Source organism: Streptomyces sp. NPDC086777, assembly GCF_040702065.1.
Lineage (GTDB): Bacteria > Actinomycetota > Actinomycetes > Streptomycetales > Streptomycetaceae > Streptomyces.
On sequence record NZ_JBFBJI010000077.1, the window covers coordinates 257 to 19,656 of the forward strand.

The window sequence follows — 19,400 nt, forward strand, 5'->3', positions numbered from 1 at the left end:
GGCGCGGGGAACGGCGCGAGGAGCCACGACGGGGCCGCGGTCGGCAGACGACGGATCGTCCGCCCTGCCCGGTCCGAGCGGTTTCGGTGTCACCCGCGGTGGGCCGGCGCCCCGACAGGGGCGCGGGGAACGGCGCGAGGAGCCACGACGGGGCCGCGGTCGGCAGACGACGGATCGTCCGCCCTGCCCGGTCCGAGCGGTTTCGGTGTCACCCCGGGTTGGGCAGCGCCCCGACAGGGGCGCGGGGAACGGCGCGAGGAGCCACGACGGGGCCGCGGTCGAGAGATCACGGCGAGGCCGGCGGAGCGTCTGGCGTTCGGGTGATCCGTACGTCGCGGCTGGACAGCGTCTGCGGGTCCGCGGTGAAGGCGCGCAGCCGGATCCGGGTGCTCGGCTTGACCGGGATGCCGAACCGGCCGTTCGACGGCCTGAGCTCGACACTCGCCGTGCCGTGTCCGGGGATCGTCGCCGGCCCCCGCACCAGCAGCCAGTACTTGCTCATGCCCTGACCGGTGGTGAGCGTGTAGTGCGGGGTGAGCGGGACGCTCCCCGTGTTGACCACCTTGAGCGTCATCGCCCTGACCACCGCGGCCTGGTGCGTGGCGCGCCGCAGACCGGTGATCTCCATCCGCAGCGGCGGCCGCCCGGACACCGCGAGCACCGCGCTCACCAGCGCCGGGGCGAGCAGCAGGGCGACCGTCACGACCAGGGCGCGGCGGCGGCGGGGGCCGGTCAGCAGGGCCGGGCGCGGCTGCCAGGCGTGCTCGAACTCCGAGAGCGGGGCGGTGACGGCCGCCGCCAGCCACAGCGGGGTCATCAGCAGGTAGTAGCCGTCCTGGGAGCGGGTCGCCAGGAAGAAGGCGAGCCACGGCAGCACGGTCGCCGCCGGGCCCAGACGCCGTACGAAGAGCACGAACAGGGCCAGCAGCGCCGCCGCGAGGAGCATGCTCGCGTGCGAGTACCAGTCGATGCGGTCGCTGCCGTTCGTGAAGTACAGCGTGATGTCCACCAGGCCCTGGCCGTGCACCACCGCACCCTGGGTGAGCGGCAGCGCGATCCCGCGCAGCCAGCGGCCGGGCTCGGACACGATGAAGTACGTGTTGATCAGCAGCCACACGGTGGCGGCCACCCCGGTGACCCGCAGCACCACCAGCGCGGCGGCCCGGCCGCCCAGTTCCCCGCGCCGTACCGCGTAGACGCCGGCCAGCAGGAACGGCGTGACGAACCACGGCAGTTGCTGCGTCGCGCAGGCGGCCCCCAGGCACGCGGCCCGCGCGATCCCGGCCGCGCCCAGCCGGCCGCCCCGCCCGATCCGCGGCCAGCGCACCACCACCGGCATCAGCAGCGCCAGGGCGGCGACCGCCGGGTAGCCGACCCGGGCGTACGTCGACAGGAAGCCGAAGCCCAGACAGGACAGCGTCGCCGCCGAGCGCCACGGCACCGGGAGCATCCGCCACAGCACGACCGTCCCGGTGATCAGGGCACCCGCGCACATCGCCGTCGCGGGGGCGCCGTGGTGGCCGAGCCACAGGAACGGGACGGTCAGCAGCGGGGCCAGCGGGGGATAGCCGTACGTGTAGTCGTAACTCCCGCCTATCGTCGGCGTGAGGGCGACCCCCTTGCCGCCGAACAGCCAGGGCCAGGGCTGTCCGTACACCGGGTGGCCGGCGACGAGTTCCCTGGCGGCCTGGGTGGTGAGGACGCCCTCGTCGCCCCCGTTGTGGTTCAGCACCCAGGCGCACAGCGCCAGCGTCACCGCCGTGACCAGGACCACCAGGTCGAGGCGGGCCAGCGACCGGGTGCTGCGGACGGTCAGCGTGAGCACCCCGGTCACCAGGATCGAGACGTAGCAGAGGGAGATCAGGGCGGCCAGGACCTCGTGATGGGTCACCGCCTGTGTCCACACCGACCGGGTGCCGATGAACAGGCCGATGTCGGCGAGGAGGGTCAGCACGCGGTGCCAGGGGGCGGGGGCTCCGGCATCGCCCGGAGCGGCGGACACCGCCGACTGTGTCCGCCGGTCGGGTGTCACCTGTTGTGTTTCTGCCAAGTGCACGGAACGGACGGTAATCGCGGGCGGTGAGCGGGGCGCCACAGGAGGAGAAGAGTCCGGTGTGAGGGCGGTAAGAGGCCCCCAATGCGCGGCAATCGCCTGAATAGTGACAAGATCACTTCTTCCCTCCCGGGTGCCCGGAAACGCTCGCGCTTCGTGTCGCTGTTGGGCTGAACGGGTGACTTGGCGTAAGAATTGGCTGGTGCAGGCATCGAGTGCGAGTCAGGTCGGGGGGAGCCGGTGAGCCGTTACGACGTCACCGATGAACAGTGGGAGGGGCTCGCCCAGGTGGTGCCGCTGCGCGGCCGCGACGCCTGGCCGTCGGCGGTGGGCCACCGGGCGCTGCCGGACGCGGAGACCGAGACGCGCCGCCGTTTCGTCGTCCTGCGCGTCAACGTCTTCGCCGACGCGCGTGACGTCGCCGAGACGCTGATGGCCGGGATACCGGTCCTGCTCGATCTCACCGGCGCCGAGACGGAGGTCGCCAAGCGCGTCCTCGACTTCAGCACGGGCGTGGTCTTCGGCCTGGCCAGCGGAATGCACCGGGTCGACCGCAATGTCTTCCTCCTCACCCCGCCCGGCACGGAGGTCGGCGGGCTGATGGAGGGGGCGGGGGTCTCCGAAGGCTGACGCCCGGCCGCCCGGGCGGCCGGACCGGTCCGGCGAACGGGAGGGCCGTCCCCCGATCGAAGGAAGGGCCGACGGGCGGAACGGTTCACCGGACGGCCGGAGGCCTACGGTCCGCATATGGCCGTGCCCTCCGCCTCGCCCGCGTCCCGCCCCTCTCCTGCCGCCCGTTCCGCTCCGGGTGACACGCCGGCCCCGTCGCCGGCCCCGTCGCCGTCGTCCGAGGGCCGGGTGCCGTCGGAGACCGTCCCGCGCGCCCGCTCGGGCCGCCGGGAAGCATCACCGGCCGCGGCGTCCGCCGCCCGCCCGGGGCCCGCCACCGCCCCCCGCCGTGACCCGCGCCCCCGCGTCACCGAACTCCGGCTCTCCGCCTTCGCCCGGCACCGCGGTGCGGCCTTTCCCGTCGGGCAGGTCACCCTGTTCGCCGGGCCCAGCGGGAGCGGGAAGAGCACGGCGCTCGCCGCCTACGAGGCGCTCGCCCGGCTCGGGGGCGGCGCGGCGCTCGCGGAGGTCTTCCCGGACCCGAGTGCGCTGGTCCCGGAGGGGGCCCGGCCGGACACGCAGCGGCGCCGGGGCTTCCGCATCGGCTGTACGGCCGAGGGCACCGAGGGACCGGTGCGGCTCGACCTCGCGGTCCAGGCCGAGCCCGAACTGCGCATCGTCGGCGAACGCCTGACCGCGGGCGGCCTCGTGCTCCTGGAGACCGCGCTGCGCGACCCGAGCCGCCCGGCCGTGCAGGCCGCCTGGCACACCGCGGGCTCCGCACCGGTGACCCGGGCCCCGCTCCCCGACGACCGCCTCGGTACCGCGCTGCTGCCGCTGCGCGTCGCCGGGAAGACGGACGGGCAACGGCGGGTCCTCGCCGCCGCCGAGCAGATGGTCGTCGCCCTGCGGTCGGTTTTCCCCTGCGACCCGCGCCCCGACGGCATGCGCGCCCCCGTCCGCACCGGCTCCGGCCGGCTGCTGCGCGGCTGCGACAACCTCGCCGACGTCCTGTGGCGCACCCGCACCGAATGCGGCCGCCGGCACGGTCTGCTGGTCGACGCCGTACGCACCGGCTGCGCCGGCCCCGTCGTCGACCTGCTCGCCGAACCCCTCGGCGACGGCACGGTGCGGGCGCTCCTCGACCGCGGCGACGGCCGGCGCACCGAACTGGACCGGCTCGGCGACGGCGAACTGCGCTACCTCGCCCTCGCCCTGGTCCTCTTCACCGGCCCCGGCGTCCTGGCGGTCGACGCACCGGGTGAGGTCCCCGACGCCATGCGCGGCCTCACCGTCCTCGCCGACGGCTTCGACCGCGGCCTGGACCCGGCCCAGCGCGCCGAACTCCTGCGTACGGCCGTCCAGATGGGCGAGCGCGGCCACATCCGGCTGGTCGGCGCGGTGAGCGACGCGTCCTGGGCCGGGGCGGCGGCGATCACGGTGGTACACCTGGACACGTGACCGACGAACCCCTCGACGTGGCGGGACTCCAGCGCCGGCTGGCCGAGTTCGCCGCCGCCCGCGACTGGCGGCAGTACCACACCCCCAAGAACCTGGCCTCCGCCCTCAGCGTGGAGGCTTCCGAACTGGTCGAGATCTTCCAGTGGCTGACCCCGGAGGAGTCGTCGCGCGTGATGGCCGACCCCGGCACCGCGCACCGGGTCGAGGACGAGGTCGCCGACGTGCTCGCCTATCTCCTCCAGCTCTGCGACGTCCTGGACGTCGACCCGTTGGCGGCGCTGGCCGCGAAGATCGACCGCAACGAGCGGCGTTTCCCACCCGTCTGACGACTCTTCAGGCGCCCCGGGGCGAGGAGTCCCACACTCCGTTTTGACGCTCAGTAGCCGTCATCCCGCCCGAATCCGAATTGTTGTCCATAGATTTCCGTCTTCCTCTGGCTCCACGTCTCGGGAACCCTCACTCTGGGTAGTGAACTACTGAGTGCGGCAAGGCAGTTCGGACCGACGGGGACGGGGCGACGGATGGACGCGATGCGGCTCATCGTGGCGAGCAGACAGGCGCTGGCGCACGGCGCGGGCGTTCCGGAGATGATGACCGAGGTGTGGCAGGCCCAGGCCCTGGCCCAGGCGATCGGCAGCCGGCTGGCCGTCTCCGGCCCGCCCGAGCTGCGCGGCGAGGCCCTCGGCCTGACCGAGCTGGCGGGCCGCGGCTGCGGCGTGCTGGGCACCCCCGACCTGGACCCCGGCACCCTGCGCGCCGCCCAGCTCACCGAACTGGACGACGCCCGCCAGACCCTGCTGAGCCTCGGCGGCCTCCTCGCCGAGGCCGGCATCGCACTGGTCGGCATGGCCAGCGCCGCGGCCGACGAGGCGACGTACTGGCAGTGCATGGAAGCCATCGACGCGGCCGACGAGTCCCGGGACCGGGTCCTGGAGATGCTCCGCAAGCTGGCGGCCCGGGAGGAGGTCCGCGACGGTTGAACGTTCCGCTCGAAGAGCCGGGATCCGCCGTCCGCCGTCCGCGGCGCCGTCGTGGCCGGTCGCGCAGTTCCTCCCCCAGCCTTGGGCCGGAGGTACCCCCAGCACCCCTGAGAACACGTGACCGCCCCTTCAGGGGTGCGGGGCCGTATCGACATGCGGCTCCGTCGCGTGGGCGCGACCGGCCCGCATCGGCCCGCACCCGACCGGCGCACCGGCCCCCGGTCACCTTGGCCGACAGCCCCAGGGCCTTCGTACAGGACGGCCTCCTCGGCCTCCGGCCCGCCGTCGGCGGCAGCCACGAACGACGCGCGCGACGGCGGCCGTCCGGCGCGGGTGCCGGACGGCCCGGCTCCCCCCGGCCAACGATCACCGTGGAGGCCGGTCCCCGCCCCGCGGGCCGGCCGTTGACGACGTTCACCCGGGGGGTGGACGCCCCTGACGGGCGGTGCCGATGAGGTCGACGGGGCGGCGGCCGTGCAGGATGGGTGCATGGACCTTCGTATCTTCACCGAGCCCCAGCAGGGCGCGAGCTACGACACCCTCCTCACCGTCGCCAAGGCCACCGAGGACCTCGGTTTCGACGCCTTCTTCCGCTCCGACCACTATCTGAAGATGGGTGACGTGGACGGCCTGCCCGGCCCCACCGACGCCTGGATCACCCTCGCCGGACTCGCCCGAGAGACGAAGCGGATCCGCCTCGGCACCCTGATGACCGCAGGAACCTTCCGGCTGCCCGGTGTGCTCGCCATCCAGGTCGCCCAGGTCGACCAGATGTCCGGCGGCCGGGTCGAACTCGGTCTCGGCGCGGGCTGGTTCGAGGAGGAGCACAAGGCGTACGGCATCCCCTTCCCGAAGGAGAAGTTCGGCCGTCTGGAGGAGCAGCTGGCGATCGTCACCGGGCTCTGGGGGACCAAGCTCGGCGACACCTTCGACTTCCACGGCACGTACTACGACCTCACCGGCTCGCCGGCGCTGCCCAAGCCCGCCCAGGCGCGGATCCCGGTGCTGATCGGCGGCCACGGCGCCACCCGCACGCCGAAGCTGACCGCGCAGTACGCCGACGAGTTCAACATGCCGTTCGCCTCGGTCGAGGACAGCGAGCGGCAGTTCGGCCGGGTGCGGGCCGCCGTCGAGGCGGCAGGGCGCGGGGCGGACGAGCTGACGTACTCCAACGCCCTCGTCGTCTGCGTCGGCAAGGACGACCAGGAGGTCGCCCGCCGTGCCGCCGCGATCGGCCGCGAGGTCGCCGAACTGAAGGAGAACGGCCTGGCCGGCACCCCCGCCGAGGTCGTCGAGAAGATCGGCCGCTACGCCGAGATCGGCTCCGGCCGCTTCTACCTCCAGATCCTCGACCTCTCCGACCTCGACCACCTGGAGCTGATCTCCGCCCAGGTCCAGTCGCAGCTGTCGTAGGCGCCCGGGACCGCGCATCCGGCGGGCTGTGACAGGGCTGTGACCGGAGCTATGGCTTCCGTCACAGTCGTCCGGCGTCCGCCCTGATGAGGTGGCCGGATGCGCACACCCCGCCCCCGGCTCCTCGTCCCCGCCGCCGTCCTGGTCCTGGCCACGGCCTGCGGCACGGAGCACCCGGACACCGCAGGCGGGGCGGGCGCGGCCGCCCCGGCGCCCCGCGCCACCGTCACCGACCCCCCGGTGGACGGCGTCCGGATCACCTCGGTCACCATCCCCTCCGCCTCCCCGACCCCGTCCGCCTCCCCGGGCCCGGTGCACGCGGAGCGGCTGCCCGGCGACTCCGGCATCTCCGCCGCCTACCAGGTCAGCAACGACGGCGACGAGGCCATGACCTACACCGTGCGCTTCGACTTCACGACGGACACCGGCGCGGTCATGGCCGACAGGAAGGTGACCGTGCCCGGGGTCCGGCCGGGCCACAGCACCGCCGGCACGGTCGAGTTGGGCGTGCTCGTCGCCGGCGCCTCCCCGGTGACCCGGGTGAAGGTGGCCGAGGTCACCAAGGTCCCCGCCGACGAGGCCCCGTCCGAGGCGGGCGCCTGCCCCGCTTCCGGTGTGCGGCTGTGGGCCGACGACGGCGACGCCGCGATGGGGCTGCGGGTCGTCGGACTCCACCTGGAGAACTGCGGAAAGCGCGACTACACGCTCGACGGCTACCCGGAGCTGAGCCTGCTGGACGACGACCGCGAGCCCGTCGACGGCATCCGCGTCCTGCACGGTGGCGACGCCGTCGCCATGGGCACCGGCTTCGACGGTCCGCCGAGCCCGCTTGTCCTCGAGCCGGGCGAAGCCGCCCTCTCCGGCCTGGTCTGGCGCAACACCACCCTGGCGGGCACCGCCGTGAACGTGCCCTACGTGCGGGTCCTGGCGAAACCGGGCGCCGCACCCGTGACGGTCACGCCGCGGCTGGATCTCGGGACCACGGGCAAGCTGGGAGTCGGAGCCTGGAAACGGGCCGACCGCTGAGCGTTCCGCTCGAAGAGCCGAGATGCGTTGTCGTTCGTCCGCGCCGCCGTTGTGGCTGGTCGCGCAGTTCCTCCCCCGGCCTTCGGCCGGGGGTACCCCAGCGCCCCTTCGGGGGCGCTGCAGAAAATCCGCGCGGCCGCCCCGCGTCCCCGGCTACGTTGGCACTGCGAACAAGCGCGCGACCAGCGCGTTCGCGCCCTTTCCTGATCCTTTTCGAGGCGACCCACCGTGTTCCTGACGATCACCACCACAGGCACCCCCGAACGTCCCGCGACCGACCTCGGGTTCCTGTTGCACAAGCACCCCGACAACGCGCAGTCCTTCACCACCTCGCACGGCGTCGCGCACGTCTTCTACCCCGAGGCGGATGCCGGACGCTGCACGGCGGCGCTGCTCCTGGAAGTGGACGCGGTGGCGCTGGTTCGGCGCGGCAAGGGCAAGGGACGCGGCGGTGCACCCGACGCGGCGCTCGCGCAGTACGTCAACGACCGCCCGTACGCGGCCTCCTCACTGCTCGCCGTGGCGATCGGCAACGTCTTCGCCAGCGCGGTGCGCGGCGTCTGCAAGGCCCGCCCCGACGCCCCGGCGCAGCCGAGGCCGTTGCGGATCGAGGTGCCCGCGCTGCCCGCCCGCGGCGGCCCCGACCTGGTACGGCACCTCTTCGAGCCGCTCGGCTGGACGGTGACCGCCGAACCGGTCGCCCTGGACGCCGAGTTCCCGGAGTGGGGCGCGTCGCGCTACGTCGGCCTGGTCCTGGAGTCCGAGGCGCTGACCCTCTCCGAGGCGCTGCGCCACCTCTATGTCCTGCTCCCCGTCCTCGACGACGCCAAGCACTACTGGGTCTCCTCCGAGGAGGTCGACAAGCTGCTGCGCGCGGGCGAGGGCTGGCTGTCCGGCCACCCCGAGCAGAAGCTCATCACCAGCCGCTATCTCTCCCGCCGCTGGTCGCTGACCCGGCAGGCGATGGAACGGCTGGAGCTGGTCCGGCTCGCCGAGACCGACGACAGCGAGGTCGAGGAGATCGACAACGCCGTCGAGGAGGAGACCGAGACCGAGGAGAGGCCGACCCCGCTCGCCGTGCAGCGGCGGGAGGCGATCGTCGACGCGCTCCGGCGCTCCGGTGCCGCGCGGGTCCTCGACCTCGGCTGCGGCCAGGGCCAGTTGGTGCAGGCGCTGCTGAGGGACCCGTCCTTCACCGACATCGTCGGCGTCGACGTGTCGATGCGGGCGCTCACCATCGCCTCCCGGCGGCTCAAGCTGGACCGCATGGGGGAGCGGCAGGCCGCCCGCGTCACGCTCTTCCAGGGCTCGCTGGCCTACACCGACAAGCGGCTGAAGGGGTACGACGCCGCCGTGCTCAGCGAGGTGATCGAACACCTCGACCTGCCCCGGCTGCCCGCCCTGGAGTACGCCGTGTTCGGCGCCGCCCGCCCGCGCACGGTCCTCGTCACCACCCCGAACGTCGAGTACAACGTCCGCTGGGAGACCCTCCCCGCCGGCCACACCCGGCACGGCGACCACCGCTTCGAGTGGACCCGCGAGGAGTTCCGCGCCTGGGCCCGCCGGGTCGCCGAACTCCACGGCTACGAGGTCGAGTTCACCCCCGTGGGCCCGGACGACCCCGAGGTCGGGCCACCCACCCAGATGGCCGTCTTCGAAATGAGCACAGCCACCGCAGGCGTCGCGAAGGAGGCGAAGGCGTCATGACCGGGACACCGCGCACCGGACGGGTCCTCCCCGTCACCGACCTCTCCCTGGTCGTCCTCGTCGGCGCCTCCGGCTCCGGCAAGTCCACCTTCGCCCGCCGCCACTTCAAGCCGACCGAGATCATCTCCTCCGACTTCTGCCGGGGCCTGGTCTCCGACGACGAGAACGACCAGGGCGCCACCAAGGACGCCTTCGACGTCCTCCACTACATCGCCGGCAAGCGGCTCGCCGCCGGCCGCCGCACGGTCGTCGACGCGACCAGCGTCCAGCAGGAGTCCCGGAGCCGGCTGGTCGACCTGGCGAAGCGGTACGACGTGCTGCCCGTCGCCATCGTCCTCGACGTGCCCGAGGAGGTGTGCGCCGAACGCAACAGCGCCCGCTCCGACCGGGCCGACATGCCCCGCCGGGTCGTCCAGCGCCACATCCGCGAACTCCGCCGCTCCCTGCGCCACCTGGAGCGCGAGGGCTTCCGCAAGGTGCACGTCCTGCGCGGTGTCGAGGAGATCGAGTCGGCGACCGTCGTCACCGAGAAGCGGTTCAACGACCTGACCCACCTCACCGGCCCCTTCGACATCGTCGGCGACATCCACGGCTGTGCGGGCGAACTGGAGTCCCTGCTCGCCAAGCTGGGCTACCGGGACGGCGTGCACCCGGAGGGCCGCACGGCCGTCTTCGTCGGCGACCTCGTCGACCGCGGCCCGGACAGCCCGGGCGTACTGCGCCGGGTGATGTCGATGGTCGGGTCGGGCAACGCCCTGTGCGTGCCCGGCAACCACGAGAACAAGTACGGCCGCCACCTCAAGGGCCGCAAGGTCCAGCACACCCACGGACTCGCCGAGACCATCGAGCAGATGGCCGGCGAGAGCGAGGAGTTCCGGGCCCAGGTACGGGAGTTCATCGACGGCCTGGTCAGCCACTACGTCCTCGACGGCGGGAAGCTGGTCGTCTGCCACGCCGGGCTGCCCGAGAAGTACCACGGCCGCACCTCCGGCCGGGTCCGCTCGCACGCCCTGTACGGCGACACCACCGGCGAGACCGACGAGTTCGGCCTGCCCGTGCGCTACCCGTGGGCCGAGGACTACCGGGGCCGCGCGGCCGTGGTCTACGGCCACACCCCGGTCCCGGAGGCCGGCTGGCTCAACAACACGATCTGCCTGGACACCGGCGCCGTCTTCGGCGGCAAGCTGACCGCGCTGCGCTGGCCGGAGCGGGAGCTGGTCGACGTACCGGCCGAGCGGGTCTGGTACGAACCGGCCCGCCCGCTGCTCACCGAGGCGCCCGGCGGCCAGGACGGACGCCCGCTGGACCTGGCGGACGTCCAGGGGCGCCGCGTCGTCGAGACACGCCACCAGGGCCGGATCGCGGTCCGCGAGGAGAACGCGGCGGCCGCCCTGGAGGTGATGAGCCGCTTCGCGATCGACCCGCGCCTGCTGCCGTACCTGCCACCGACCATGGCGCCGACGGCGACGAGTCACGTCGAGGGCTACCTGGAGCACCCGGCGGAGGCCTTCGCCCAGTACGCGGCGGACGGGGTCGCCCGGGTGGTGTGCGAGGAGAAGCACATGGGCTCGCGGGCGGTGGCGCTGGTGTGCCGGGACGCGGAGGCCGCGCACAAGCGCTTCGGTGCCGCCCCCGGCCCGACCGGCTCCCTTTACACCCGCACCGGACGCCCGTTCTTCGCCGACGAGTCGGTGACCGAGGAGATCCTCGGCCGCATCCGCGCCTCGGTCGACGCGGCCGGCCTCTGGGACGAGCTCGCCACCGACTGGCTGCTGTTGGACGCCGAACTGCTGCCCTGGTCGCTCAAGGCCTCCGGCCTGCTGCGCACCCAGTACGCGGCCGTCGGTGCCGCCTCCGGCGCGGTCTTCCCGGGTGCGCTGGCCGCCCTGGAGCGGGCGGCGGCCCGGAGCGTGGCGGTGACCGACCTGCTGACCCGGCAGCGTGCACGCGCCGCCGACGCGGCCGCGTTCACCGACGCCTACCGCCGCTACTGCTGGACCACCGAGGGCCTGGACGGGGTGCGCCTCGCCCCCTTCCAGATCCTCGCGGTCCAGGGCCGCAGCCTCGCCGCGCTTCCGCACGACGAGCAACTCGCCTTCCTGGACCGGCTGGTGGAGCACGACCCCACCGGCCTGCTGCAGACCACCCGGCGCCTGCACGTCGACACCGGCGACCCGGAGTCGGTCAGGGCGGGCGTCGACTGGTGGCTGGAGATGACCGGCCGGGGCGGCGAGGGCATGGTCGTCAAGCCGGCCGGTGCGGTGGTCCGCGACCCGCAGGGCCGCCTCGTCCAGCCCGGCATCAAGTGCCGTGGCCGGGAGTATCTGCGGATCATCTACGGGCCCGAGTACACCCGCCCCGACAACCTCACCCGGCTGCGCGGCCGTTTCCTCAACCACAAGCGGTCCCTGGCGATCCGCGAGTACGCCCTCGGTCTGGAGGCCCTGGACCGCCTCGCGGACGGCGAGCCGCTGTGGCGCGTGCACGAGGCGGTCTTCGGGGTGCTGGCCCTGGAGTCGGAGCCGGTCGACCCGCGGTTGTGACCCGCGGCGGCTCCGGCCGGTCAGCCGACCAGCCGGAGCCGCCGCGCGCACGCCCCCACCCGGACCGTCTGCCCCCAGGTCAGCTCCAGGGCGTCGGTCTCGATGCCGTCGCCGAAGGCGATCAGGCGGTCCGACTCGACCGTGAGGGTCAGGGCGGCCGAGGCCGCCAGCTCGCCGGCGACCAGGGACGTGCCGGTCGCCGGCGACGGCCAGGCCTCCCGGACGAACCAGAGGAGGCGGTCCTCCGTGGGGGCGGGCAACGGCAGCCGGGCGCCACGCTCCTGCCACACCGAGCGCAGCCAGCCGGTGGCCCCCGTGCCGGTGCCCACCAGCACCCCGGAGGAGGCCTGGGCCTCGACGACACCCCCGTCGCCCTCCAGGCCCAGGCGGTATCGGGCGGTCTGGTGACCGGCGGTACCGAGGTAGATCTCGTTGAGCGCCACGAGCCGCTGCGTGTCGTCGGCGACCGCCTCGACCATCGTCAGCTCGTCGGCACCCGTGGCCGTGGCGGTGACCGAGGCCAGCAGCACGGCCGCCTGCTCGGGCCGGTGCCGTACCAGGACCCCGGGGTTGCGGCCGGGGTCGGTGTCGATGCCGATCACGGGCTGGCCGTCCAGGTACTTGGCCACGTTCGCCACCAGCCCGTCCTGCCCGACCACCACGACCACGTCCTCGGGCGCGAACAGGAAGCGGTCCAGGTCGGCCCGCTCGACCCGGGCCTGGCGCCAGGCCAGCGGCACCGCCGACGTCACCTCGGCGAGCGCCCGCCGGGTACGCCGGTGGCGTTCGGCGACCTCGGCCATGTCCCGGCCGCGGGAGGCGAGGAAGAAGGCGGCCTGGCCGTGCGTGCCGTGCCGGGCCACCAGTTCCTCGTACTCCGTGGTCCGGTGCACGAGCACGGCCCGCGGCGCGAGACTCATTCCCGCTCCCCGCCCAGCCTGGCGAGCAGCCCGGTCAGCACGTCCGGCGACACGGTCACGCTGTCGATGCGCGGCAGGTTCTCGGCGAGCCGGGCACCGGTGAGGGCGTGCAGCGTGGCCACGTCCGCCTCGCCGTGCACCCGCAGCCAGGCCGCCTGTGCCGCGGCCCGCGCCTCGCCGACCTCCCGTGCCCCCGCGGCCTCGGCCCGTGCCAGCGTGACGGCCCGGGCCGCCTCCGCCTCGCCCAGCTTCACGGACCGGGACGCCTCGGCCTCCGCCAGCCGTACCGTGCGCGCCGCCTCGGCGTCCCCCAGCTTCACGGATCTGGCCGCCTCCGCCTCCGCCAGCTTCACCGTCCGGGTCGCCTCGGCGTCCGCGAGGACCGCGTCGGCCGCCGCGTTCTCCTCCGCCTCGCGCCGGGCGTTGGTGCCCCGCTGTTCGACGAGCTGTTCCTCGCGGCGGGCCAGTTCGATCTGGCTCGCCAGTTCGTTCTCGGCGATCGCCCGCTCCCGCTCGACGGCCACCGCGCGCCGCTCGTACGTCGCCCGGTCGGCCTCCTGCTGTATCTGCTCGCGGGCCGGGGTGCGCAGGGCCCGCTCCACCTCGGGCTCGGGCCGCAGCGCCATCACGCGGACGGCCACCACCTCGATGCCGGTGGCGGGCAGTCGCGGTTCCGCCGCCAGGCCGGCCGCGATCCGCTCCCGGACCACGGCCACCCCGTCGACCAGCGCCTCCGCCAGCGGGGTGCGGGCCAGCGCGTCCAGCGCGTGCTGCTGGGCCGTCTCCGTGAGGAGGGTGCCGAGCTGTTCGAGCGGGGTGCCGCGCCAGATCCCGGTGTCCGGGTCGATGGAGAAGTCGAGTCGGGCGGCCGCGACGGCCGGGTCGCCGACGCGGTAGGTGACGGTCGCCTGGACCGCCACGTCCTGGAAGTCGGCCGTACGGGCGTGGAAGGTCATCGCCAGCTCACGGTCGTCGACCGGGACCTCGGAGATCGCCGCGGTGAGCGCGCGGAACCAGAAGCTGAGCCCCGGCCCGTCGTGCAGCAGCTGCTCGCCCCGGTGGTGTCTGACGTGCGCCGTCGGCGTGCCGCGCAGATGGCGCCAGCCCAGGCGCCGGGTGATGTCGGCCATCGGTTCCGCCCCCTCGCTTTAAGAGTCATGATGACCATAATCTCGGGGCTGTTTGTCGTCAAGAGGACGAGAACAAGAATCGGTCGAGGGGTGGGGTGAACGCGGTCACCGATGGTCAGGATGGAGGCATGGGATTCCACGTCGACTCCGAGGCCGGGCGGCTGCGCCGCGTCATACTCCACCGGCCGGATCTGGAGCTCAAAAGGCTCACCCCGAGCAACAAGGACGCCCTCCTCTTCGACGACGTCCTCTGGGTGCGCCGGGCCCGCGCCGAGCACGACGGCTTCGCCGACGTGCTGCGCGACCGCGGGGTCGCCGTCCATCTCTTCGGTGACCTGCTCGAGGAGGCGCTCGCGATCGAGGCCGCCCGCAGCCTCGTCCTGGACCGGGTCTTCGACGAGAAGGAGTACGGCCCGCTCGCCACCGACCACCTGCGCGCCGCCTTCGGGGAACTGCCGGCGGCCGAGCTGGCCGAGGCGCTGGTCGGCGGAATGACCAAGCGGGAGTTCCTGGCCGCCCACCAGGAGCCGACCTCGGTCCGCTTCCACGCCATGGACCTGGACGACTTCCTCCTCGAACCGCTCCCCAACCACCTCTTCACCCGCGACACCTCCGCCTGGGTCTACGACGGCGTCTCCATCAACGCCATGCGCTGGCCGGCCCGGCAGCGCGAGACCGTGCACTTCGAGGCGATCTACCGGCACCACCCGCTCTTCCGTGGCGAGAGGTTCCACGTCTGGTCGGAGGGGCAGGCCGCCTACCCCTCCACCATCGAGGGCGGCGACGTCCTGGTGATCGGCAACGGCGCGGTCCTGATCGGCATGAGCGAGCGCACCACCCCGCAGGCCGTCGAGATGCTCGCGCACAAGCTGTTCGCGGCCGGTTCGGCGCAGACCATCGTCGCCCTGGACATGCCGAAGCGGCGCGCCTTCATGCACCTCGACACCGTGATGACCATGGTCGACGGCGACACCTTCACCCAGTACGCCGGGCTCGGCATGCTCCGCTCGTACACCATCGAACCGGGTGCCGGCGAGAAGGAGCTCAAGGTCACCGACCACCCGCCGGAGCACATGCACCGGGCGATCGCCGCCGCGCTCGGCCTCAGCGAGATCCGGGTGCTGACCGCCACCCAGGACGTGCACGCGGCCGAACGCGAACAGTGGGACGACGGCTGCAACGTCCTCGCCGTCGAACCCGGTGTCGTCGTCGCCTACGAACGCAACTCCACCACCAATACCCACCTGCGCAAGCAGGGCATCGAGGTGATCGAGATCCCGGGCAGCGAACTGGGGCGGGGAAGGGGCGGGCCGCGGTGCATGAGCTGCCCGGTGGAACGGGACGCCGTGTGAGCGGCGCCGCGCTTCGGCTGTTGTCAGTGGTCACGAGATGTCACGGGGGTGAGTGCCGACTCGACGGTGCCTGTATAGAAATGTGGGACATCGTATAGACTTCCAATGTCCCGAAGCCGACCCGACCGCTGGAGCGCCCCCATGGCGACTGTCCCGACCGCCCTCGCCGGCCGCCACTTCCTCAAGGAGCTGGACTTCACCCAGGAGGAGTTCCGCGGGCTGGTCGAGCTGGCCGCCGAACTGAAGGCGGCCAAGAGGGCCGGGACCGAGACGCAGTACCTCCGCGGGAAGAACATCGCGCTGGTCTTCGCCAAGACCTCCACCCGTACCCGCTGCGCCTTCGAGGTCGCCGCCGCCGACCAGGGCGCCGCCACCACCTACCTCGACCCCGCCGGATCGCAGCTCGGGCACAAGGAGTCGGTGAAGGACACCGCCCGGGTCCTCGGCCGGATGTACGACGCGATCGAGTACCGCGGGCACGGCCAGGGCGTCGTCGAGGAGCTGGCCGCGTTCGCCGGGGTGCCCGTCTACAACGGCCTCACCGACGAGTGGCACCCCACCCAGATGCTCGCCGACGTGCTCACCATGACCGAGCACAGCGACAAGCCGCTCACCGCGATCGCCTTCGCCTACCTCGGTGACGCCCGCTACAACATGGGCAACTCCTACCTCGTCACCGGCGCCCTGCTCGGCATGGACGTCCGGATCGTCGCGCCCCGGGTGCTGTGGCCGGACGACACCATCGTCGAGCTGGCCCAGCAGCTCGCCGGCGCGTCCGGCGCCCGGATCACGCTCACCGAGAACGTGAAGGACGGAGTGCGCGACGCCGACTTCGTCGCCACCGACGTCTGGGTGTCGATGGGCGAGCCCAAGGAGGTCTGGGACGAGCGCATCGCGCTGCTCGGGCCGTACGCGGTCACCATGGACGTGCTGCGCGCCACCGGCAACGCCGACGTCAAGTTCCTGCACTGCCTGCCCGCCTTCCACGACCTCGGCACGGTCGTCGGCCGGGAGATCCACGAGCGGCACGGGCTGACCGAACTGGAAGTCACCGACGAGGTGTTCGAGTCCGAGCACTCGGTCGTCTTCGACGAGGCCGAGAACCGGATGCACACCATCAAGGCCGTGCTGGTGGCCACACTCGCCTGACCAGCGCCGTTCCCTGCCTCTATGCTGTGCGGCGGCCCGGCACCACCCCACGCCGGAGCCGCCGCCGCGACCGACCCCGGATCGCACCCGCACCACCAGAAACGAGCACCACCCGCATGTCCCGCATCAAGTCCCCGCACCTCCTGGTGGCCGAATCCGGCGCCGACCGGGAGGGTCACGGCCTCCGCCGCACCATGGGCCTGTTCCAGCTGATCTGCTTCGGCATCGGCGCGATCGTCGGCACCGGCATCTTCGTCGGCCTCTCCGACTCGGTCGCCCAGGCCGGCCCGGCCGTCGTCGTCTCCTTCGTGCTCGCCGCGGTCACCTGCGTCTTCACCGCCCTCTCCTTCGCCGAGCTGGGTGGCGCGATCCCGGTCTCCGGATCGTCGTACTCCTTCGCCTACGCCGGACTCGGCGAGTCCACCGCGTTCCTGGTCGGCTGGTGCCTGCTCCTGGAGTACGGCATCTCGATCTCGGCCGTCGCGGTCGGCTGGAGCCAGTACGTCAACGAGCTGCTGCACAGCCTCACCGGCCTGCAGCTCCCGCACGCCCTGTCCGCGGGTCCCGGTGACGGCGGGATCGTGAACCTCCCCGCCGTGCTCGTGATCGCGATGGCCGCCGTCCTGCTGGTGCGCGGGGTGCGGGAGAGCGCCCGGGCCACCGCCGCGATGGCCGCCGTGAAGCTGGTCGTCCTGCTCGCGTTCTGCGCGATCGGCTTCAGCGCCTTCAAGGACGGCAACCTCGTGCCGTTTTCCCCGGCGGGCCTCGGCGGCATCGGCGCGGGCACCACCGCCGCGTTCTTCTCGTACATCGGCTTCGACGCGATCACCACGGCCGGCGAGGAGGCCAAGAACCCGCGCCGGGACATCCCGGTCGCCATCCTCGTCTGCATGGGCGTGGTCACCCTGCTGTACTGCGCGGTCGCGCTGGCCGCCATCGGCGCCATCGGCGGCGACCAGGTCGCCGGCCGCCCCGCCGCCCTCTCCTACGTCGTCAACCAGGTCACCGGCTCCACGGTCGGCGGCGGCGTGATCGCCTTCGGCGCGGTCGTCGCCATCGCCTCCGTCGTCCTCGCGGTGATGTACGGCCAGACCCGCATCCTCATGTCCATGTCCCGGGACGGCCTGATCCCGCGCGTCTTCGAGAAGGTCTCCCCGAAGACCGCCACCCCGGTCGCCGGCACCCTGATCGTCGCGGCCGTCTTCGCGCTCCCGGCGGCCTTCGCCTCGCTGGACGCGGTGATGAACCTGTGCACCATCGGCACCCTCGCGATCATGGCCGTGGTGAACATCGCGGTCATCGCCCTGCGCCGCCGCGAACCGGCCCTCGCCCGCACCTTCCGGGTGCCGCTCTACCCGGTCGCCCCGCTGCTGGGCGTCGGCTTCTGCCTCTACCTGATGTACGAGACCGGGTGGACGACCTGGATCCAGTTCGCCGTCTTCCTGGCCGTGGGCCTGCTGGTCTACGTCGGCTACGGGCGCCGGAACTCCAGGCTGGCCGCCGTCGCGGTGGCTACGCCGGACGCCACTGACGCGGTACTGCAGGAAGCCTGAACCACACCGCCTTGCCGGACTCGGTGGGGCGGTGCCCGCAGGACGAGCTCAGGGCGCGGATCAGCAGCAGGCCGCGCCCGCCCTCCTGCATGGGGTCGGGCTCCTCGATCACCGGACGGGTCAGATGGCCGGGCGGCGCCGGGTCCGGGTCGTGCACCTCGACCCTGCAGCCCTCCGCCACCAGCTCGACGACCAGCTCTATGGGCCCCTTGCCGGCGGTGTGCTCCACGGCGTTGGCGACCAGTTCCGCCGTGAGCAGTTCCGCGGTGTCGGCGTCGGGCGCGTGCTCCGCCTCCTCCATCGCCGAGCGCACCAGGGCACGGGCGACCGGCACGGCCGCGACGGTGTGCGGCAGCGCGATTCGCCAGGAGGCGGCGGAAGGTGGTTCGTACACGGCGATTCCGTTCATGGCGCAGGCGATCACTGCTTGTCCTGCTTTCAACTGTAGGAATGGTACGGGCCCCGTCCCGGACGCCGTCGGCGCCCCCCTGACGGGACCTTCGTCCCGGTAACGGGTGGCTTACCCCGCCCGTGGGCCCGTCGCGCACATCGGGCCCGGCTGTTACCGCCTTATTGACGCGCCGTGACCTTGTGACGCCGACACACGAAAAGAGCCCCCGGAAACCGGGGGCTCTCAAGCGGTGGGACGGCTCAGTCGAAGTCGACCATCCCGGCGGTCAGCGTGGCGCCGTCCGCCGGGGCGATCAGGATGAACGCGCCGGTACGGCGGGAGACCGCGTAGGCGTCCAGCGGCAGCGGCTCGGCGCTGCGCAGGGTGATCCGGCCCAGGTCGTTGGCGGTCAGCTCGGCCGCGCCCCCAAGGTCCCGGACGATCGCCTTGACGGTCCGGGTGGCGTGCTTGAGCAGCACCCGGTCGCCGACCCGGAGCGGCCGGTCGGCCAGGTGGCACACGGCCGCGGTCACGTTCTGGGTGAGCACCGGCGCCTCCGGACCCGCGGTGATCATGTCACCGCGGGAGACGTCCCGCTGGTCGGCCAGGCGTACCCCGACGGACTGCGGGGCGTGGGCCGCGTCCGTCTCGGTACCGAGGACGTCGATCCCCGCGATCTCGGAGGTCTCGCCGGACGGGTGCACGGTGACCCGGTCGCCGACCCGCAGCGAGCCTGAGACCAGCTGGCCCGCGTAGTGACGGACGCCACCGTGCCGGATGACGTACTGGACCGGGAAGCGGGCCGGGGCGTCGGCGGCGTCCGCGGCCACCGGGACGGTCTCCAGGAACTCCAGGAGCGCGGGGCCGTCGTACCAGTCCATGTGCGCGGAACGGTCGACGACGTTGTCACCCACCAGTGCCGAGACCGGGATCGCCGTGACCTCGGGAAGCCCCAGCTCGGCGGTCTGGGCGGTGAAGTCGGCGACGATCCGCTCGAACGCGGCCCGCTCGTAGTCGGCCAGGTCCATCTTGTTGACGGCGAGGACGACGTGCGGGACGCGTAGCAGGGCGGCGATCGCGGCGTGTCGGCGGGTCTGCTCGACGACCCCGTTG

Annotated in this window: 16 protein-coding genes; 11 read left to right on the forward strand and 5 right to left on the reverse strand. The window is 73.0% G+C overall.

Annotated elements, in window-relative coordinates; translation table 11 throughout:
• Positions 1 to 286 precede the first annotated feature (286 nt).
• On the reverse strand, positions 287 to 2,002 hold the full coding sequence (locus AB0472_RS45375) for a hypothetical protein (RefSeq protein ID WP_366365505.1): 1,716 nt from the start codon (positions 2,000 to 2,002) through the stop codon (positions 287 to 289).
• 291 nt (positions 2,003 to 2,293) lie between these two features.
• On the opposite strand from AB0472_RS45375, the gene AB0472_RS45380 reads away from it, so the two are divergent.
• The 8 genes from AB0472_RS45380 (at position 2,294) to AB0472_RS45415 (ending at position 11,792) form a co-directional block, all read left to right on the forward strand.
• Entirely contained in the window at positions 2,294 to 2,683 is a 390-nt protein-coding gene (locus AB0472_RS45380; RefSeq protein WP_366365507.1) for a cell division protein SepF, read from the forward strand.
• A 117-nt stretch (positions 2,684 to 2,800) separates the two neighbouring features.
• Positions 2,801 to 4,123 carry an ATP-binding protein gene (locus AB0472_RS45385; protein ID WP_366365508.1) on the forward strand — a complete coding sequence of 441 codons (1,323 nt, stop codon included), beginning with the start codon at positions 2,801 to 2,803 and terminating at the stop codon, positions 4,121 to 4,123.
• The gene (locus tag AB0472_RS45390; RefSeq protein WP_366365510.1) at positions 4,120 to 4,449 is read left to right on the forward strand and encodes a nucleotide pyrophosphohydrolase; all 330 of its coding nucleotides are present in this window, start codon (positions 4,120 to 4,122) and stop codon (positions 4,447 to 4,449) included. The genes AB0472_RS45385 and AB0472_RS45390 overlap by 4 nt, the downstream gene beginning before the upstream one ends.
• A 195-nt stretch (positions 4,450 to 4,644) precedes the next feature.
• On the forward strand, positions 4,645 to 5,103 hold the full coding sequence (locus AB0472_RS45395; protein WP_351501272.1) for a DUF6099 family protein: 459 nt from the start codon (positions 4,645 to 4,647) through the stop codon (positions 5,101 to 5,103).
• 489 nt (positions 5,104 to 5,592) lie between these two features.
• Entirely contained in the window at positions 5,593 to 6,516 is a 924-nt protein-coding gene (locus AB0472_RS45400; RefSeq protein WP_366365512.1) for an LLM class F420-dependent oxidoreductase, read from the forward strand.
• Between the two features lie 99 nt (positions 6,517 to 6,615).
• Entirely contained in the window at positions 6,616 to 7,542 is a 927-nt protein-coding gene (locus AB0472_RS45405) for a DUF4232 domain-containing protein (protein ID WP_366365514.1), read from the forward strand.
• A gap of 228 nt (positions 7,543 to 7,770) precedes the next feature.
• On the forward strand, positions 7,771 to 9,249 hold the full coding sequence (locus AB0472_RS45410; protein WP_366365516.1) for a 3' terminal RNA ribose 2'-O-methyltransferase Hen1: 1,479 nt from the start codon (positions 7,771 to 7,773) through the stop codon (positions 9,247 to 9,249).
• The gene (locus AB0472_RS45415; protein ID WP_366365518.1) at positions 9,246 to 11,792 is read left to right on the forward strand and encodes a polynucleotide kinase-phosphatase; all 2,547 of its coding nucleotides are present in this window, start codon (positions 9,246 to 9,248) and stop codon (positions 11,790 to 11,792) included. The genes AB0472_RS45410 and AB0472_RS45415 overlap by 4 nt, the downstream gene beginning before the upstream one ends.
• A 20-nt stretch (positions 11,793 to 11,812) precedes the next feature.
• Here the strand turns inward: AB0472_RS45415 and AB0472_RS45420 are convergent, their stop codons facing one another.
• The gene (locus AB0472_RS45420) at positions 11,813 to 12,712 is read right to left on the reverse strand and encodes a hypothetical protein (protein ID WP_366365520.1); all 900 of its coding nucleotides are present in this window, start codon (positions 12,710 to 12,712) and stop codon (positions 11,813 to 11,815) included.
• Complete coding sequence (locus AB0472_RS45425) at positions 12,709 to 13,842, reverse strand: SPFH domain-containing protein (RefSeq protein ID WP_366365521.1); 1,134 nt, start codon at positions 13,840 to 13,842, stop codon at positions 12,709 to 12,711. The genes AB0472_RS45420 and AB0472_RS45425 overlap by 4 nt, the downstream gene beginning before the upstream one ends.
• Positions 13,843 to 13,970: 128 nt before the next feature.
• Between AB0472_RS45425 and AB0472_RS45430 the strand changes: the two genes are divergently transcribed.
• The 3 genes from AB0472_RS45430 to AB0472_RS45440 all read left to right on the forward strand — a co-directional run bounded on the left by AB0472_RS45430 (position 13,971) and on the right by AB0472_RS45440 (position 17,896).
• A complete protein-coding gene (locus tag AB0472_RS45430; RefSeq protein ID WP_366365522.1) occupies positions 13,971 to 15,194 on the forward strand; it encodes an arginine deiminase in 1,224 nt (407 codons plus the stop codon).
• A gap of 141 nt (positions 15,195 to 15,335) precedes the next feature.
• Positions 15,336 to 16,343, forward strand: a complete 1,008-nt coding sequence (argF, locus tag AB0472_RS45435) for an ornithine carbamoyltransferase (protein ID WP_366365524.1) — start codon at positions 15,336 to 15,338, stop codon at positions 16,341 to 16,343.
• A 116-nt stretch (positions 16,344 to 16,459) separates the two neighbouring features.
• Entirely contained in the window at positions 16,460 to 17,896 is a 1,437-nt protein-coding gene (locus AB0472_RS45440; protein ID WP_366365525.1) for an amino acid permease, read from the forward strand.
• On the opposite strand, the gene AB0472_RS45445 is transcribed toward AB0472_RS45440, so the two are convergent.
• Entirely contained in the window at positions 17,856 to 18,305 is a 450-nt protein-coding gene (locus tag AB0472_RS45445) for an ATP-binding protein (RefSeq protein ID WP_366365527.1), read from the reverse strand. The genes AB0472_RS45440 and AB0472_RS45445 overlap by 41 nt on opposite strands.
• Before the next feature lie 242 nt (positions 18,306 to 18,547).
• Positions 18,548 to 19,400, reverse strand: an 853-nt coding sequence (locus tag AB0472_RS45450; protein ID WP_366365529.1) for a GTP-binding protein, incomplete at its 5' end; no start/stop codon positions are given.

Excerpts from the sequence above, each read along its gene's own strand:
- AB0472_RS45385 (WP_366365508.1), top strand. The coding sequence starts at position 2,801 with ATGGCCGTGCCCTCCGCCTCGCCCGCGTCCCGCCCCTCTCCTGCCGCC.
- AB0472_RS45395 (WP_351501272.1), top strand. The coding sequence starts at position 4,645 with ATGGACGCGATGCGGCTCATCGTGGCGAGCAGACAGGCGCTGGCGCAC.
- AB0472_RS45400 (WP_366365512.1), top strand. The coding sequence starts at position 5,593 with ATGGACCTTCGTATCTTCACCGAGCCCCAGCAGGGCGCGAGCTACGAC.
- AB0472_RS45405 (WP_366365514.1), top strand. The coding sequence starts at position 6,616 with ATGCGCACACCCCGCCCCCGGCTCCTCGTCCCCGCCGCCGTCCTGGTC.
- AB0472_RS45415 (WP_366365518.1), top strand. The coding sequence starts at position 9,246 with ATGACCGGGACACCGCGCACCGGACGGGTCCTCCCCGTCACCGACCTC.
- AB0472_RS45420 (WP_366365520.1), bottom strand. The coding sequence starts at position 12,712 with ATGAGTCTCGCGCCGCGGGCCGTGCTCGTGCACCGGACCACGGAGTAC.
- AB0472_RS45425 (WP_366365521.1), bottom strand. The coding sequence starts at position 13,842 with ATGGCCGACATCACCCGGCGCCTGGGCTGGCGCCATCTGCGCGGCACG.
- AB0472_RS45430 (WP_366365522.1), top strand. The coding sequence starts at position 13,971 with ATGGGATTCCACGTCGACTCCGAGGCCGGGCGGCTGCGCCGCGTCATA.
- argF (WP_366365524.1), top strand. The coding sequence starts at position 15,336 with ATGGCGACTGTCCCGACCGCCCTCGCCGGCCGCCACTTCCTCAAGGAG.
- AB0472_RS45440 (WP_366365525.1), top strand. The coding sequence starts at position 16,460 with ATGTCCCGCATCAAGTCCCCGCACCTCCTGGTGGCCGAATCCGGCGCC.
- AB0472_RS45445 (WP_366365527.1), bottom strand. The coding sequence starts at position 18,305 with ATGAACGGAATCGCCGTGTACGAACCACCTTCCGCCGCCTCCTGGCGA.